We start from the raw sequence: 16,212 nt of genomic DNA on the forward strand, positions 1-16,212 counted from the left end.
GCCGCTTGCTTTAGTGGAGGTAATTTAAAGATCGCTCCACTCTCGCAAAACCCATAACAAGACACCTTGCACCTCTACTCGGCATTCTTCTGCATCAACTGTAATCGGCGGGTAGTTAGGATTAGATGCAATCAGCGAAATGTGCTTGCCTTCACGATAAAAGTGCTTTAACGTTGTACCCCTACCTTCTACCCACGCTGCCACAATCTCTCCAGCCTTCAATGCAGTAAGATCAGAGACAGGACGCATAATCACAAATGAACCATCCGGAATGTGATCGCCAATCATACTGTCTCCAGCGACTTGGAGTGCAAAATCTCCAGGTTTTAGCTTTGGACCGGAAATTGGCAGCATATCCTGACTATCGGTGAATACTTCACTAAGATAGCCTGCGGCGATCGTTCCCCAAATCGGAATGCCACCTCGGTTTGATTTAAGAATTCGGATAGCACGGGCTTTTCCATATCGCCGTTCAATGTAGCCCTCTCGTTCCAAATACCTGAGACTGTTTTGGATTGCACCGCGCGGCTTCTCCATTGCCACCATCATTTCATCAATGACAGGAGAATAACCGTGAAGCTGACTGTAAGCTTCCAAGTATTCAAGGAGCCTTAGGTGGGGAGACGGGCGCTGCATTTGATAGAAATAGCTAAGTTGGTTTAATAGTACAATTGTTCTTAATTTTAGGCAAGCTAGTAAAAATTTAGGCGCTAGGATTTTTGATGATGAGCAAATCCCAAGCTCCAAAGCCTTATGATGGGAGCCGTTGTTAAATCTTCTTATTCCGTTGAGCCGCATCATTCAGCTACTGCAAGTTCAAGATCAACAGATCGTTGATGCCATCCTGACCGAGGTGACTGACAAGCACCTTGAGGATGCCAAGACGCTTTGGGAGCCGATCTTGGAAGGAAGCGGTCAAGACGATGAGTATTGGAACTGGGTCGGCAAGAGCCGTCGATCGAAGTTGCTCCCAGGAGATGAGTTATACGCGATCGAGTGCGAGGGGATCACCCAAGGGCTGATGATGCTCGATGTCTTAAAAAAGCGCTGTCTGATTGAATCTCAGTTGCGACGGCGGTTAGTCTACATCAGTGCTTTGGCAACCGCCCCTTGGAACCGACCTGTCATCACAAACCCTCCGACCTACAAAGGCGTTGGGGGTAATCTGGTGGATTTCGCAGTCGCCCGCAGCCACGAACTGGGTTATCAAGGCAGAATCGGGTTACATGCCCTCCCAGGTGCGCTAGGATTCTATAGAAAGCTGAGAGTCGGACTGCTCAATTGCGGTCCTGATCCTGAAGAACCCGATAACCTCGTTTACTTCGAGACGCTGAGGATAGACGACCCATGACTCAATCGATTCCTGCCCAGTCAAAAGCCACCTCTGACAAAGTGGCTCGTCATCAGCGTCTGCTAGAGCTGATTGAAGCCGAGGATGCCGCCAATGGCGAAGTGGGTTGTGGACGGGATTTGGGAAAGAGGCTTTCAGAGTATTTCAGTACTCGCGGGGTTGCTCTTGACGAAGAGAAATTGAAGAGCCTGTTGCGAGAGCACTTGGGGCACATTCTGATGGAACCAGATTTTGATTCCATTGCAACCCAGATTCAGCGTCGGCTTGAATCCTTGGTTGTGCAATCCCTAGATAGTTCTTCGAGTTCTGCATCTTTGTTAGATTCAACAAATATCACAGAGCATATTCCAATAAATGAACTCAGAGAACTATTTCAATCACAAATTGTTGATCTTTGCTCTGAAGATACCTTAGAACAACTGATTCGTTTAAGCCATCAGATTATTCATAAAGCAGTACTCCAACCTCGACATACATGGGCTAAGCCGATATGGGTTCTACGAGGTGAAACACAGATTTATATCGTTCAGGAAACTGGAATTGAAGCGGCGATTGCTAAAGTCAAGACTCAGCATCCTCAAGAAACAGGAAAATTGGAAGTCCTCACAGTCGGAGGCGTTCTGGCACCTGACCGGGTGATATCTCTGGATATAGCCCTTTTGTGAAGTTCTTTTCTCGTATTTTATGATTATGAATATTAAAGATTTATTACTCTTGAATCCAGAGAGTCTTCTTTTAATCCGTGAAAATTTAGATGACCTTAAACCAGAGGAGCAGCAGTCCTTACTAGAAAAAGTATACTCTCCTGGAGATTTGCAGCAACGGGTTGCAAATGTTCATTTTGTCCTAGTTCTTATGCATGATGCATATCAAAAGAACAAGAAGGTTTTTCTAGAAGATATATTTTTTCCTTGGGTTGAAATACAGAATAAAACAAAGAAAAATAAATCTCGAATTTTTAATGAGCTTTCAAGACTAGATGAGTTTACTCAAGATAGCCTTGACGATGTTATTCATATTGCAAATATCTATAGAAATATTGTATCTGATTTGCTTGATCCCTATCTAACCTTAATCGTATCTTGTTATCAATTGATTGAGGGAAGCTTTACCGATATCAATAATGCTAACCTTGGTCAGGCAGAGCGCAATAAATATGAATTTATCATATCAAGAATAAAACCAAAAAATAATGAGCTTCACCTTCTTTATGGTTATAACCCCTTAGTAAGGAATGCAATCTCTCACTTGGGTTCACATGGGTTGTTGTACAAAAATGGAGTGATTACTTTTCGGAATATTCAAAGAGGTTCTACCCTTAAGGTACAAGCAGTTCGTTGGAGCACAAGAGAGTTTAATCAGCATAACCTTTCATTACTAGAGTGTATTTTATCTATAGATATCGCTATTGAAATATTCGGGCTAGATATCTCAGATCTAGTGGCACAAGATAGTGAAACAATGTTCAAGTTCATACTTCATGTCTTGTCAGGTGATCAAAGATCTGAGATAAGGCTGCATCAGTATGAGATATTTAATAAACTCAGAAATAGTAATCAGATCAGTGAAGAGGAGAAGCTTAATGTGCTTTCTAAGCTTCTATTTTATAACTGTGGAATACGAGATATGGAAATAAAACAGATTAGCTTTAATAACTCTCAAAAAGCAATTATATTAGGTATTCCAGTTGATTATATTGATGTAAATAATGACGAGCAGTTAATATCGAGATGTGCTGAGATACCTCGATATGCTATATTAGCTCGTTCAATATTTAGTAATATGTATGATACGTTTCTAGTTGAGGAGAACGATGAAGTGTCTAAAGATACTAGGATTTCCGCTATTTTTCAAGGTCAACTGCTTGACGAATATATTGATGAAAAGGCGGGTCTAGTTGATTTACTCCATAATTCAGCCTTTTTTCTGGCAGGCAACCGGATTGGTATAGGAGTTAACTTTGATAACTTAGAACAACTGGAGTTGGAATCAATTCAAGATCCATTTCCTCGTAAGAGAAACTAGATTAGAACTGAATTAACAGAAGCGGAAAACATTGCGCTAATTAGATTATGTTTTACTATAGTTTTTCATAAGTCCGCACCCTGAAAAAGCTCCCAGGATGCGAACAATTAATTATTCCGGCTGCTTATAGAGAGGAAAGAGAAAGTGGCGCATTTCCATCTCTAGCTCTGGATTGTTGAAATCTCCAGCAGGAACCAACATTACCGGGTAATCCGGTTGCTTCAAATGCATCTTGATCGCAGAACTGGGAATCGCTTTAACCGCTTCTCCCAGATATTTAAGGTTGAATTGGATTTCCAATGTCATATCTGTAGGGATATGAGCACTGATTGTTTCATCACCCTTGCCAAATTCTCGTTCGATCGAAAGGTGAATTTGTTGGGTCGCTCCATCAAATCGAAACTGAATCCCTCTCTCCTTTTTGTCAGTCAGCACCGACAGCCGCTCCAATGCCTTGAGCAATCCTGATTTCTCCAGCACCACTTCCCGATCAAAGCTGTAGCGTGCCAACAACTGCTCACAGTCCGGGTATTGCCCTTCAATGCACTGGCAGCTCAAAATAATATCTTGCCATGCAAAACTAGCGCGGGTTGCTTCCGCATCGTACAGCAGTTGAATCGAGTCAACCGAATCCGCTAGGTTACGAATCAGTTCCTTTAGTGCTTTGCCGGAAATCGGAAACTGAGTAGGTTCATCGGCTCCCGATCGCTTGCGCCGCTTTCTGCTAATGCCTTCTGTTGACAACTCTGCGATCGCCACTCGATGTCCATCTGTTGCAATGAATTTCAGGGCATTTTGCCCAATCTGAATATAAACGCCTGTCAAAATACGCTTGGTTTCATCTGTGCTAATCGCATACAGCACCCCTTTCAGTCCTTCTCTCAACACATTGGTCGGTAGGGAAACTGGAGCTGCTTTGAGTGTTGCAATGGGCGGAAAGTCCTCAGCCGGAATCCCTCGAATCTCATACTTCCCGTTGGTATCAGCCAGCGTAATTGAGCAAGTTTTAATTGCCTGCTCCTCTTCTGCCGCTGGCTTTGTGACCTGTGCCTGACTGTTGAGCGTAATGTTGCCTGTTGGAAACTGTTTGACCATACCTGAGAGCATCTCAACGGGTACCGTAATCTCACTGCCCAAAAGTACCTGTGCCTCAAAGCTTGCCTGCATCGTCATTGATAAGTCAGTTACAGTCAGATGAACCTGTTGAGCGTTCGCATCTGCCACTATCAACACATTTGCCAGCACTGGATGGCTAGGTTTTGCTGGGGCAGCACAGCTTGCGATCGCCAGCGCATCATGAAACTGACTCTGCGAACAAATCACCTGCATCCCTGGTTCCATTGCAGATGTGTCCTTTGGCTGCGATCTAGCTGCCCGTTTTCTCGATGACTTCTTGGGCACAGGCTCTGCCGATACTTCAGGCTCAGCAGAATTTTCAGAATTTTCAGGCTCATCGACTGTTGCTTCCGCTTCACTCGCCTCTGATGGGTCGGCTGGTTGCTCTAAAGAAGCGAGTGTCTCAGGGACCCGCTGGGCGATCGTAGCTTCAGAAGTCGGTTGCTCAGTCTGCTTTTTTTGCTTTGCAGCCTTGTCCCTCGATCGTTGTAATGCTTGAGTCATGATCAGTGTCTCTGATTGAATGGTCGTCGAAGGATGCCTGCGTTAGCAGAGAAAAAATGCCAAAGGCTCTATGGCTCCAGCTTCTTGGCAGATTGACTAAATTGCTTAGGGTATAGTATGGAGCCGAAACGCCGTTAAGTATTCTCTAAGTCACCAAAGTTGGTGGAAGCAACTCATCATGGGTGAATCCGATACGTGTCTTCTGGCAGTTGGGTTTACTTAGGGAATACTTTGAGATGATTCTGTCCAAAATTATTCCCTAAGTAAAAGTCTTATGGCACAACTAGAATCCGCCGACGGGCACGGCTGGCTCCGACATACCATAAGCGATTGTGCTCCCTCACCTTTGCCAGCAGGTCTTTTGCCGTATCACCTCGCTCAGGGTTAAGCCGTTTGCTTAAATCCTGTCCATCAACACCACATTCTAGAAACGTACTCCCCTGGCTATTATGAACCGTAATGGCAAAGCAATTTCGCACGTTGGCAAACTGTTCTAAATGGTGATAATAATCGCGCCATAGGAATGGATTACGTTTGGCGATCGCCATCAGCCGACGAGCTTCTATATCAAATCGGTTCTGCTCATCTTCATGCAGCGCATAAATTTGACGTGCAACACCATCATCCGTTGCAACCTTTAACCTCCAGGCTTTGTAATTACTGTAGCGATCTTCTGAAAACTCCTGAACCGTGAGTTCAGTTGAAGTGGAAAGGATAATCGTTTTGCCATCCGGTGCCAAAACTGGATCGCGCGTGATCAAGCGTTCACCTGGAATAAACCGAGCGGCAGCCCTGCCATACAGATAATTGCGAATCTGCTGGTTGTAGTAATCCACTTGAGCATTTGTCCAGCTTAGAATTCTGAAGCAATCAGGGTTCTGGGTAAACTCGTCAGAGATTTTCTTGAAGGCATATTTGAGGAGCGATCGCCGCTTTACCAGCAACGAGCCGTTACTCTTATCTGGTAGATACTTTGCAAATGGCTCAAAGGGCGCTTTGCTCTTTGTCACTGCATAACGGCAAGCGGTGATGAATTCCAACAGCGGACTGTCAGTGCCCTGGCGTACCACCTGAGTCAACACAGCTTTATTGGTGATGTTGAAAGCTGGCGATCGCCCTTCATTTACCGGGTTAAGCTGAGCCGGATCGCCCATTAGAATTATTTTCAGCGGGTGCCACGTTGATGTTCTTTTGGACGCTTCCTCAATCCAGTGCCAGAGTTGCTCTCCAATCATGGAACACTCGTCAATGAATACGACATCGAACAATCCAATATATGACGTTCCGGTTGGTGCCAACACTTTGTCGTTACCTCTGGAAACCATGCCCAGTCCCAGCAATTGATGAATCGTGAAGAAGTCTACGCCAGTCACCCCGTTTTCTAGCGCCATACGTTGCAACACACCAACAGCCTTATTGGTAGGTGCGGTCAGAACAACTCGTTTCCCTTGGCTGACTAGCACTTTCACCAACTGAAAAACGATCGTTGATTTTCCTGTACCAGCAAAGCCAACTAAAAGAAACAGGGCAGCCGTAACAGCCGGTTGCAGGAACGCCCACATTGAATCCAGGGCTTTACGCTGTTGCTCAGTCAGTTGAAAGGGGAAAGAGCCAGCCGGGGAGGAAGCAGGAAGGGTTTGCATCATTAGGACTCCGCTAATTTCATCCACAAATCGGCTCGGCACAGCGGTAGCTGTTTTTTTGGGTCTTCTCGAAATCAGCAAACCCAATTTCAGCAACCCAATTCAATTGAGTCCTGTTTTAGTACAAATGTTTATAAACTAAGCTGTAACAATCTGAGAACTGTGCCATCGCTCTACCTCCCACCCCTACGAAACCACTAGCCATGTGGTTACGCACTTAGGGAACAACTATATCCAGATGGACAGTTCTGGTCTATTATTCTTGGCAGTCCGTGGTAATTTCTTATATAAGATTAGTAACCGCAGCTATGGAGACTCAAAAACCGAAACGGAAAGGGCGAGATCAGCTCTATGGAGAACTTAAGAAGCCGACTATGATTGCACTCACTCCCACAGGAGTTGAAAAGCTGGATGAGTTAGCCGCTGCATTCTCTCTGTCTCGTTCCGAATTCATCGAGCGCATTGCTCGGGGAATGCTTTCCGTGCAAGGAATCGAGTAATCACAAACCTATGGAGAGTGTAAAATCCAATGCCCTTTAAAGCTTGAAAACACCAGGAAATCGTCTTGGCGGGTGAAGTCCTGGTGCCTTCGATGCTTCAGTTAAAACCAGAACGACCATATCAACGATATGCCCTTCCCGGTTGGATAGGTTGCGACCTGCCCATTAATGACAGGTTAGCAAATTACTCGATCCTTGAAAAGGGCAGAGGTTCTTACCCCGTAAGAATCTAGGTTATGTCGTTTTGATTCCGTATAGTTCTTTTCAACGATTGAGCCATGATGCAACCCACACCCAGCGATCGCGAGGACAGCGCTCCCCTCCTCGAAGCCTCCACCCAGTTAGAATTAACTGAGGTAGAAGTTCTGCCCGCTCAGTCCACCCGGACTAAAATCCGCAAACCGCGCAACCTGCCTCGAACGGAACCACCGCTATTCACCACCAAGTCAATGGAGATGATTGCTAGTGGAGCACCTGTCATCAGTGCGACGCAGGCTTTTCTAAAGCCGCCAGATTGGAGCGAGTATGGGCAGGAGCGCCTTTACTTCCAAAAACACTTTGGCAAAGGACGCTACATCGAGTTCTACGTCCTAAACAAGCAGAAGCACCAGGCAGAGTCTATTTCTACGCAGGCAGAGCGTGAAATCCTGGAGCAGTACGGGGTAATGGCAGCTCGCCTCCATGCTGTCTTTGCTACCTATGCTTCATTGCAGTCTGAACCCTGGAAAGAGCCGTTTCATCTGCTCGGTACCGACCTGATCAAAACACTCAAGGTTCACAATAGCAACAAGTTCACCAAGTCACAGAAGCTCAAGGCAGTCGCTGACCTGGCGTGGGTTGTGGGAACTTTGGGTGCGGTCATCCACTGGTTTGAAGGCGACATGGATCTCTGCGTGCGGGAGCGAAGCTTGCTCTGGATCGTCAGCGTCCAGGAATACACCCAACCCAATGTCGATGGGGAATCCGAGGAACTGCATGAGGTGGTGATCCGAGTGCAACCAGGACTCTGGACCCATAGCTTCTTGAACCGAGAGGGCGCACAACAGCGGAAAGCCCTGTATCAGTATGGACTGATCCCCAAAGAAGTCTTTGATATCGATCCCCACCGGCGCAAAATGGCGACCAGCATGGCGCTGTATTTGATTCAGAATAGCCGTTCCCGCCCGAATGGAGTTTATACCGTTGAAAGTCTGCTGGAAAGTGTTTTGCCCAGCAGTGACATTGAGAAAGCATTGTCTGACCGCCGCTATGGGTGGAAATTAAAGGAATCGGTGGACAATGCCCTGCTCACCCTCAAAGACAATCTCAAGATTGATATCGACTTCGATGATGAAACCTATCCCCTCTGGCTAAGGCCGGTCTGGAGCCTACCCGATGAAATCGCAGACCTGCCAACAAAAGAGCGAAACCAGCAACTTTTAGGGGCAAAGTGGCTACCGGATAGCTACATTTCCAAGCATTGGTTCCCGGCAAAACTCACCTTCCGGCTACCCGTGCAGATTCAAGAGTGTTTGGATGAACTTGAAACCAGACGAACAGAAAAGACCAGCCGAGCCTCCGCTGTCGCCAGTACTACGCGGAACAAGTCTAACAGCAAAGTCAAGGGCACTACAGCTAAAGCACTACTGCCTGCGGCTGAACTGGATGGAAAGACAGTGAAAGCTGCCCGTCAAGCAAAAGGATGGACTCAAGCCCAGCTTGCTACCACGATCGGTAAGAGTGTCAGTTGGGTAAAGCTGGTCGAGAGCGATCGCCGTCGCGCCGTCGATGAGGATCAAAGCTTGCTACGTCAGGTTCTTGGCATCCAGTAATTCAATTGAACTTGGTTACAAGATCTGTAACCCTACTGTAACTACTGATAAACATAGATTTTAATCTTATGTACTCCCCACTAAAGTCCCATAGTCGTGACATTAGTATCCCCTTACGGTGACTTGATTCGGCAGGAAGGGCGATCGCTTCTCCTTGTAACCCTTTGTAACCATTGATATAAAAAGGTTTCAGCCAGATTGGTCGGCTTAAGCTTCCCCTTTTGATGACATCAATGCCCCCTAGTGGCGACTTGAGTACTACTCAGACTAAGCCTTGGGAGAATTGGTTACAACCACATCTAGCGATACTCAAAAAAGAAATCCGCTAGATGCAGCAATAATGCAATTGAACTACACCAAATACAGCAGGGCATTAAAACAATTCCACTAAATCTAGAAACCAAAACTTGCTGTTCTGATGTCCCTGTAACCTGATCGTAACTCCGCTGTAACCATTGCTATAAAAGGCTTTTAGCCGCAATCACTGATAGTTACAGTCCCCTAATCGTGACATCAGTCTCCCCCACTCGTGACTTGCCAGTTAGCCTCAAGTCCCAAGCAGTTGTAACTCTCCTGTAACTAGCATCAGATCTAGATTCCAGATCATTTTAGTTACAAATCTGCGGTAATAAGCTCCTCTGGATGGGACTTTAATTTCCTATTAGCGTGACTTTAGTCTCCCCTACAGATGACTTTACCTTCCTCTTACTGGGACTTTAAATTTTCAGAATGGTTATGGAGCAAGCTATTCCAGGATGGTTACACGTCTGATCAGATCAATAAGATCGATCAGCTTGTAACCCCCTGTTTTGTGGAAACAGGGGGTTACGCTTTAAACGCAAAAAGACAAAAACTCACCCGCCACCCCTGTTTTGCAATTTATCCCAGCGATCGTCTTTGGCTCGCCTAAGTGGATGAACACATTCACGACATCATTACCGATTTGATTAGTTGAACTACATGCCAGAAACCACCACTGTTTTACAGCAGCTTTACCGCCTGATTCTCCATGAATATCAGCAGCTTTATAGCGTGTGGCAAAGCGCTGATATTTTACAGTCACAGTACGATCAGGCTCTCACGCCTGCTGTGGTAGAAGCGCATCTTCAGGGCAACCCAATTATCTCAGTGCGCCTCCTCCAACCGGGTACAAACCTGGCAAAAGCAGGCTGCATTGATTTTGATGCCCCAAAGGATGGCAGCGATGAACAGACTTTGCGTGAGGTGTTGAGTTTGTCGCAACGAGTGCAACAAGTCGCTACTAGTCAAGGATTCCCTACTTATCTGGAATTTAGTGGTCGTCGTGGTTTCCATCTCTGGTTGTTTGCTGATATGCCGCTGCCTGGTGCTACCTGGGTCAAGGCATTGCAGAACCTCTGTTATTTAGCTGATTACAAGCCAAAGGAGATTTATCCCGCTACAGCAACAACGGCGATCGATGGCAAAGCATCAGGACGACCGATTAAATTGCCCTGTGGCAGGCACCAAAGCAGCGGTAAGTGGAGCGGTTTCTTAAATGAGCCTGTGAACTGGTCTGAAGGATTTCCGGTAGTACCCGATGATCAGGCTGGTTTGATGGCATCTTTTCAGCAGACTCCTGTGGCTCAACTGGCTCAACTAGCTGCACTTGAAGTGAGCCTCAGCAGTGCGATCAGTAAAAATGGGCATCAAAAGGGCAATGCTTTTCAGGAGCGATTGGGGTTTGCTGGGAGTTCAACCGTTCAGCAGACTACCGCCACAAAATCTACAGATTTTTCGATTCTGGCTCCCGATGAGCATCCTGCTTGCATTCACTATCTGATGAGCCAGGGTGCGCCAACCGATCAGGACTACAACTCAGTCAACTTAACTCTGTCACGCTATGTCATCACCAGGGGATGGGAACATAACCAGGCAGAACCCCTGGCAGAAGCAATGGCACGAGCGTCTGATCACCATCCAACCAGTAAAACGACGGTTGAATCCAGGCTAAGAAATTTCCACAGCACCTATGCTTCGGTTAAACGAAATCCTCACGACTATCAGTGGAGTTGCAGCTACATTCGCAACAGCCGTGAGTTAGTCCGCTGTGGAGGCTGTACAGGCTATGCCTGCCCCTTTTGGCAATGGGAGAAGCCAGAGGGTGACAACGAGGTTGCTAGACGGGTTGAACAAGATTTGCTGGCTTACATCCTGCACCACCCAGAAGCCGGGATGCAGGAAGCCTTGGGTGTGGATTTACCCGTCGAGGGCTTTATTGCCACATTTATGCCCAAAGGCGATGATTCAAAGCCGTTTTATCTCCACCAAAGGCTCTGGGAATGCTTTGTAAGCCTGGAGCTAGAAGGGAGAGAGTTAACGCCCAGTCTCGTTCTCTCACGGCTGGAAAAAATGGTGATGGAGCGCTCTCCCCTACCGACCTCGATTTTGAATCAAGTTGCTGCCTATTTGGACGAGCTTTTGAATCTGGCTCCCTGTGGTTGGGAGACGTTTACAGAACTCCTCATGAGAGTGCGAGATACCGGATTGCGACTACTAGCAAAAGAGCAGGCTGCCACTGCATCGGAATTATTGGATAGCCCCTTACATCCTGTTACCGAAACGCTGGAAACACTCATTCACCATTCCCAACATCTTCAGCAACGGAATGCCTCAGAAGTCATGCCAATGGTGGCCTATACTCAGGACTTGATCCGGGAATTGTTTGGGCAACCGCAAACGGCGATCGCCACCCCTGCTCCTTGGCTGAATCGTTCTCTCAATGGTGGGTTACATCCCGGCAGGCTTTATGTTGTGGGTGCTCCTCCCGGCTCAGGAAAAACGACCTGGTGCGCCTGGTGCGCGGATGAAGCGGCAAAAGCTAAAATCCCCGTGCTGTATGTCTCTTTTGAGATGGGGAAGCAGCAGCTCTGGGTGAATGCCTTGTCGCGGACGGGTGGGTTGAACTCCGGTTTGATTGAAGCAAAACATTGGATGAACGCGGACTATGCCCATGCAGAATGGTTGAAACAGCAGACTGCGCTGGCAATTCGGGCATACGATCAGCAGATTGCAGAATATCTAACGGTTTTAGAAGCAGGTCCAGAGGTTACAGTTGCTCATTTGAAGGGGACGATCGCTCAAATTCGCCGCATTGCAGAAATCGATAAAACAGCGCCCGTGTTGGTAATTGTCGATTATTTACAACTCATGTGTTGTGGGGATGAAAAACTTGATTCTGGTGCCAATGAAGTGTTGCGGGTTTCGCGGGTGGCAACGGGGTTAAAGCAACTGGCGCGAGATACGGGTGCTGCTGTGGTGGCGATTAGTGACATTAATAAGGCGGCCTACCAGGAAGCACTTCGGACTGGAACGTTGGATATGGGTGCGTTACGGGACTCGTTCAAGATTGCCCACGCCGCAGACTGCATTATGCTGCTCCAGACAGGGAAGGCACAGCGAGGCAATGACCAGCCTAGAGATCAGCTTGACCTGCTGGAAGAACGTTATGCCGGAGACTATCTCAGACTCCGGCAAATTCAAGACGTGCGCGCTCAGTATCCGCTTAATGAAAAAGCGAAGGCGACCTATGCGCGACTTAGCATTCTCAAAAATCGGGGTGGTGTCACAGCAGAGCCATTGTTTGTCTATGAGCGGGCTTACCACCGCTTCATTCCGGTTGATTTGGATTTAGGAGAGGACAATGACCGTGAAGATCTCTAGCCCCAATGTTAGTGGTGTAGAAGCAAATTCCAATCTCTCTACGGCTGCTGATCCACTGTATGAGGATTTAATGGATTGGGCAAAAGCTCGGAAACGGCAGTTTCTGAGGAATCGGGTTCAACAAAGTAGTGAGCCTATTAAAGCTGCAACTGCTGCATCAGAAACACCATCAGCAAGCGATGCCTGGATTGAAACCTGGTATACTCCACCGCCTCTACCAACGCGGATTGCCAAACAGAAAGCGACGTTCTTCCAGAGCCACTCCGTGAATGCTTCCAGTGCCCCTTATCAAGAAGCGGGAGGAAAAGTAGAAGCAGAGGAAGTCAAGGAAATCAAACCTTTGATCTCTCCTAGTCCTGCAACCTCCTTATCTCCTCCAAACCACAACAGTTTTGAGATTGGTCAACAAGTTCTTCTCCGTCCAGACTCTCAGCGGGTACCTGCTGGTATTCCGATTGATGCCGTACTGGTCATTCAGGAGATATATACCAATGTTTATCGGAAACATCAAAATATTTGGTGTGTTTGGTGTAGCAGTGATGCTTTTTCTGGTTTGAAGTCAATTGATTCAGATTGTTTAATGCCATTATCAAAGCCAGTTCATACAACTGATATAGAAGGTGTATCTGAAATAGAATTTAGCGGTCTAGATATAGATGAAAAACAAAATTCTGTTTTATCTCATACCCCTGTAAACTTCGAGTTTGTTGAAGATGGACAGCGGCTTGCAGAAATACTCAAGCCTTTCCAAACTTGCCAAGTCATTGCGGTTGACACAGAAACCACTGGACTTGATCCATTGAAGGATCGAATTCGCTTAGTTCAGATTGCTGCGGCTAATCAGCCTGTTATTATCATCGACCTGTTTAAAGTTGCCAAGGAAACGCTAACTCCTCTGTACGAACTGCTCCAAGGTAAGCCAATCAAAGTTTTGCAGAATGCCAAATTTGACTTGAAGTTTCTTCAACAGGCAGGACTTCCCATTGCTGGCAAACTGTTCGACACGATGATAGCGGCGCAATTACTGGATGCAGGGGTACGATCGCACGGATATAACCTGGCGGAACTAGTCAAGGTCTATCTGGGAGAAGAACTCTCCAAAGAACAGCAGCGAAGTGATTGGAGCAATCCCAGCCTTTCTTCTGAGCAATTAGCTTATGCAGCGCGAGATGCAGCGATTCTACTGCGGTTACGCGAGGTGATAAAACCTAAGCTGACAAGTGCTCGTTTGGTGGAAACTGCCAAGCTGGAATTTGATTGTTTGGGGGCGATCGCCCAAATGGAACTGAATGGCATGCTGCTCGATCTTTCCCGCTGGGATTCCCTGCGCCAAGAGCTAGAACAACGAAGAGACCAGATGGCGGGTGCATTACGACAACAGTTTCAGCCAGCCTTGCTGAGTGCCCAACTCGATCTCTTGGGGAATGAAGTTTCTCTCAATTTGGATAGTCAGCCGCAGGTGTTAGAGGCACTACAGCAAATGGGTGTGCCAGTGGAAAACACCAGCAAACTCTCTCTGATTCCGCTGGCAGAAGAGCATCCGCCCGTCAGAGCTTTGCTGGACTACCGCAAAGCAGCAAAATCAGTTCAGGCGTTTGCTAGTAGCCTGCCTAAACACGTCCACCTCATCACCGGGCGAATTCATCCAGATTATCAACAGATGGGGGCTGCTACTGGACGCATGTCTTGTCGCAACCCCAACCTGCAACAGATTCCCAGAGACAAAATCTTTCGTGGTTGCTTTATTCCGGCTCCAGGCTATCGTTTAGTCGTGGCAGACTACTCTCAAATTGAGTTGCGGGTGGCAGCGGAACTGAGTGGCGATCGCCGCATGATTGAGGCATACCAGAATGATGAAGACCTGCACCGGCTCACGGCTGCTCTGATTGCTGATAAATCTCTGGATCAGGTCGAGAAATCAGAGCGGCAGGCAGCGAAAGCGGTCAACTTTGGGCTAATTTACGCGATGGGAGCAAAGGGTTTGGCAGAGTACGCCTATAACAACTATGGGGTACAGATGAGCTTAAAGCAGGCAGAAACCTTTCGTAAGCGATATTTTGAGGCGTATCAGGGGATTGCCCGCTGGCATGGGGCGATAAAGCGAAGGTTGCCCAGGGAGATGAGGACGATGGGCGATCGCCTTCGGTGCTGGAAAGATGAGCCGAAGTTAACAGAGTTGCTAAATACTCCAGTTCAGGGCACTGCCGCAGATATTACTAAGGCTGCTTTAGCGAAACTCCCGGTAGCATTGAAAGGAATAGGAGCCAGATTAATTGGCACCGTGCATGATGAAATCTTGCTGGAAGCTCCAGAAGATAAAGCTGAACAGGCTGCACAGATTCTTCAGCAAGTGATGGAGCAGGCTGGACAGAGTTACTTAAGAAAGGTGCCAGTGAAAGCGGAGGTGGCGATCGCTCTTAACTGGGCAGAGAAGTAAGGTTTCAAGAACCTGCTCTTGATTACTCAATGAGCGGCATAGGTACGGTGATTCCTGATTATGTTTCTGGCAATTCCTCATTCAGCAAACTGTCTAAATCTCGCATTCCTGGCAAAATCCGCAGAATTTCTAGACGTATTTCTTTGACGCGATAAACGACGACGTAAGCTGTTTTACCAATTTTGGGAGTTATCAGTTCTCTGGTACCAAAAACTCGTCCCGGTTTACCCAGGTTGGGCATTGAGGAAAGCCGCTTAATCAATTGCTTTAGCCGGGAAGCGACCGCTTTCGCTGCCTCTGGATCGTCTTCAGCGATGTAGGCACGAATAGCTGCTAAATCCTTTACTGCAAGCGAAAGAAATACTATGTGCATGGAGCAGGCTTTTCATCCTTTGTTCCCCAGGTATCCAACCACGCATCCACTGCTTCACCCTCTACCCATTCGGCTTCAGGACTGTCCGCCAACGCGATCGCTTCTTCAATCGTTTGAATTTGCCAAAGGTGTTGCTCAATGTAGAAGGAGATCGCCTCTGCTGCCAGCCAGGACTTACTACGCCGAGTACTCTGCGCTAAAGCATCCAGCTTGTCTTTTAATTCTGGAGCTAATCGAATGGTAAGGACTTCACTTTGAGCCATCAGTGTTCTCCAAATTTCCCCCATTCTAGCGTAGAGAATACAGTGTATACAATGTCTTCACTATGTGAGTTCACTAGCTGCGATCGCCCTCGCCACCCTCTCAAGCCATCAAACACGCCTTAAAAGGATTCGTCGGGTTCGTAATAGCGCCAGTTGTAGCGGCGCGATCGGCTGCCACTGTCCAACTTATCGATTGCCCCTGGATCACCATTCAAAAACTCGCCCAGATCTTCATACTGGCTGGGATGCCAGGAACTAGAAGTCGTGGTTTTTGGTTCATCAGGTAGCACCATACTTTCCCCAGGTTTCAGATGGGCAAAGCGCGGGTGACATTCATCTTGAGTCCTGTCATCTGGGGTCAGGAGTTCTTCGCTTTTATCATCGGGTTCTTGATCATATTCCTGAACCAGCAAACCGTTCTCCAGACGCTTAATGTGCCACGGCATCGTTATCCTCCTTGCTGTTCAATTCAAGAATAGCCACCTGGCTGATTTTGCCATGGCTGCTT

Annotated in this window: 13 protein-coding genes; 7 read left to right on the plus strand and 6 right to left on the minus strand. The window is 47.2% G+C overall.

The window, feature by feature from the left end:
* Positions 1-24: 24 nt before the first annotated feature.
* The gene (gene lexA / locus H6G21_RS16195; RefSeq protein ID WP_242041876.1) at positions 25-801 is read right to left on the minus strand and encodes a transcriptional repressor LexA; all 777 of its coding nucleotides are present in this window, start codon (positions 799-801) and stop codon (positions 25-27) included.
* Between lexA and H6G21_RS16200 the strand changes: the two genes are divergently transcribed.
* Genes H6G21_RS16200 through H6G21_RS16210 form a run of 3 tightly spaced genes read left to right on the plus strand, consistent with a single transcriptional unit; the run spans position 767 to position 3,376 of the window.
* A complete protein-coding gene (locus H6G21_RS16200) occupies positions 767-1,351 on the plus strand; it encodes a GNAT family N-acetyltransferase (protein WP_199307259.1) in 585 nt (194 codons plus the stop codon). The two genes, lexA and H6G21_RS16200, sit on opposite strands and share 35 nt — an antisense overlap.
* Positions 1,348-2,016 carry a hypothetical protein gene (locus tag H6G21_RS16205; protein ID WP_190574469.1) on the plus strand — a complete coding sequence of 223 codons (669 nt, stop codon included), beginning with the start codon at positions 1,348-1,350 and terminating at the stop codon, positions 2,014-2,016. The genes H6G21_RS16200 and H6G21_RS16205 overlap by 4 nt, the downstream gene beginning before the upstream one ends.
* 25 nt (positions 2,017-2,041) lie before the next feature.
* The gene (locus tag H6G21_RS16210) at positions 2,042-3,376 is read left to right on the plus strand and encodes a hypothetical protein (protein WP_190574470.1); all 1,335 of its coding nucleotides are present in this window, start codon (positions 2,042-2,044) and stop codon (positions 3,374-3,376) included.
* Positions 3,377-3,487: 111 nt separating this feature from the next.
* Here the strand turns inward: H6G21_RS16210 and dnaN are convergent, their stop codons facing one another.
* Positions 3,488-4,996 carry a DNA polymerase III subunit beta gene (gene dnaN / locus H6G21_RS16215; RefSeq protein WP_199307260.1) on the minus strand — a complete coding sequence of 503 codons (1,509 nt, stop codon included), beginning with the start codon at positions 4,994-4,996 and terminating at the stop codon, positions 3,488-3,490.
* 272 nt (positions 4,997-5,268) lie between these two features.
* Entirely contained in the window at positions 5,269-6,642 is a 1,374-nt protein-coding gene (locus tag H6G21_RS16220; RefSeq protein ID WP_190574471.1) for a DEAD/DEAH box helicase, read from the minus strand.
* Between the two features lie 371 nt (positions 6,643-7,013).
* Between H6G21_RS16220 and H6G21_RS16225 the strand changes: the two genes are divergently transcribed.
* The 4 genes from H6G21_RS16225 to H6G21_RS16240 all read left to right on the plus strand — a co-directional run bounded on the left by H6G21_RS16225 (position 7,014) and on the right by H6G21_RS16240 (position 15,068).
* A complete protein-coding gene (locus tag H6G21_RS16225; protein ID WP_199307261.1) occupies positions 7,014-7,139 on the plus strand; it encodes a ribbon-helix-helix protein, CopG family in 126 nt (41 codons plus the stop codon).
* Between the two features lie 278 nt (positions 7,140-7,417).
* Complete coding sequence (locus tag H6G21_RS16230) at positions 7,418-8,950, plus strand: helix-turn-helix transcriptional regulator (RefSeq protein ID WP_199307262.1); 1,533 nt, start codon at positions 7,418-7,420, stop codon at positions 8,948-8,950.
* Positions 8,951-9,910: 960 nt separating this feature from the next.
* Positions 9,911-12,631, plus strand: a complete 2,721-nt coding sequence (locus H6G21_RS16235) for a DnaB-like helicase C-terminal domain-containing protein (protein WP_190574473.1) — start codon at positions 9,911-9,913, stop codon at positions 12,629-12,631.
* The gene (locus H6G21_RS16240; RefSeq protein ID WP_199307263.1) at positions 12,612-15,068 is read left to right on the plus strand and encodes a bifunctional 3'-5' exonuclease/DNA polymerase; all 2,457 of its coding nucleotides are present in this window, start codon (positions 12,612-12,614) and stop codon (positions 15,066-15,068) included. The genes H6G21_RS16235 and H6G21_RS16240 overlap by 20 nt, the downstream gene beginning before the upstream one ends.
* A gap of 58 nt (positions 15,069-15,126) precedes the next feature.
* On the opposite strand, the gene H6G21_RS16245 is transcribed toward H6G21_RS16240, so the two are convergent.
* The 3 genes from H6G21_RS16245 to H6G21_RS16255 all read right to left on the minus strand — a co-directional run bounded on the left by H6G21_RS16245 (position 15,127) and on the right by H6G21_RS16255 (position 16,150).
* Positions 15,127-15,441 carry a type II toxin-antitoxin system RelE/ParE family toxin gene (locus H6G21_RS16245; protein WP_190574474.1) on the minus strand — a complete coding sequence of 105 codons (315 nt, stop codon included), beginning with the start codon at positions 15,439-15,441 and terminating at the stop codon, positions 15,127-15,129.
* Positions 15,432-15,704, minus strand: a complete 273-nt coding sequence (locus tag H6G21_RS16250) for a CopG family ribbon-helix-helix protein (RefSeq protein WP_190574475.1) — start codon at positions 15,702-15,704, stop codon at positions 15,432-15,434. The genes H6G21_RS16245 and H6G21_RS16250 overlap by 10 nt, the downstream gene beginning before the upstream one ends.
* 119 nt (positions 15,705-15,823) lie before the next feature.
* A complete protein-coding gene (locus H6G21_RS16255) occupies positions 15,824-16,150 on the minus strand; it encodes a hypothetical protein (protein WP_190574476.1) in 327 nt (108 codons plus the stop codon).
* Positions 16,151-16,212 lie beyond the last annotated feature (62 nt).

It is taken from the genome of Alkalinema sp. FACHB-956, assembly GCF_014697025.1.
In the GTDB taxonomy this organism is placed as follows: Bacteria; Cyanobacteriota; Cyanobacteriia; order Leptolyngbyales; family Leptolyngbyaceae; genus Alkalinema.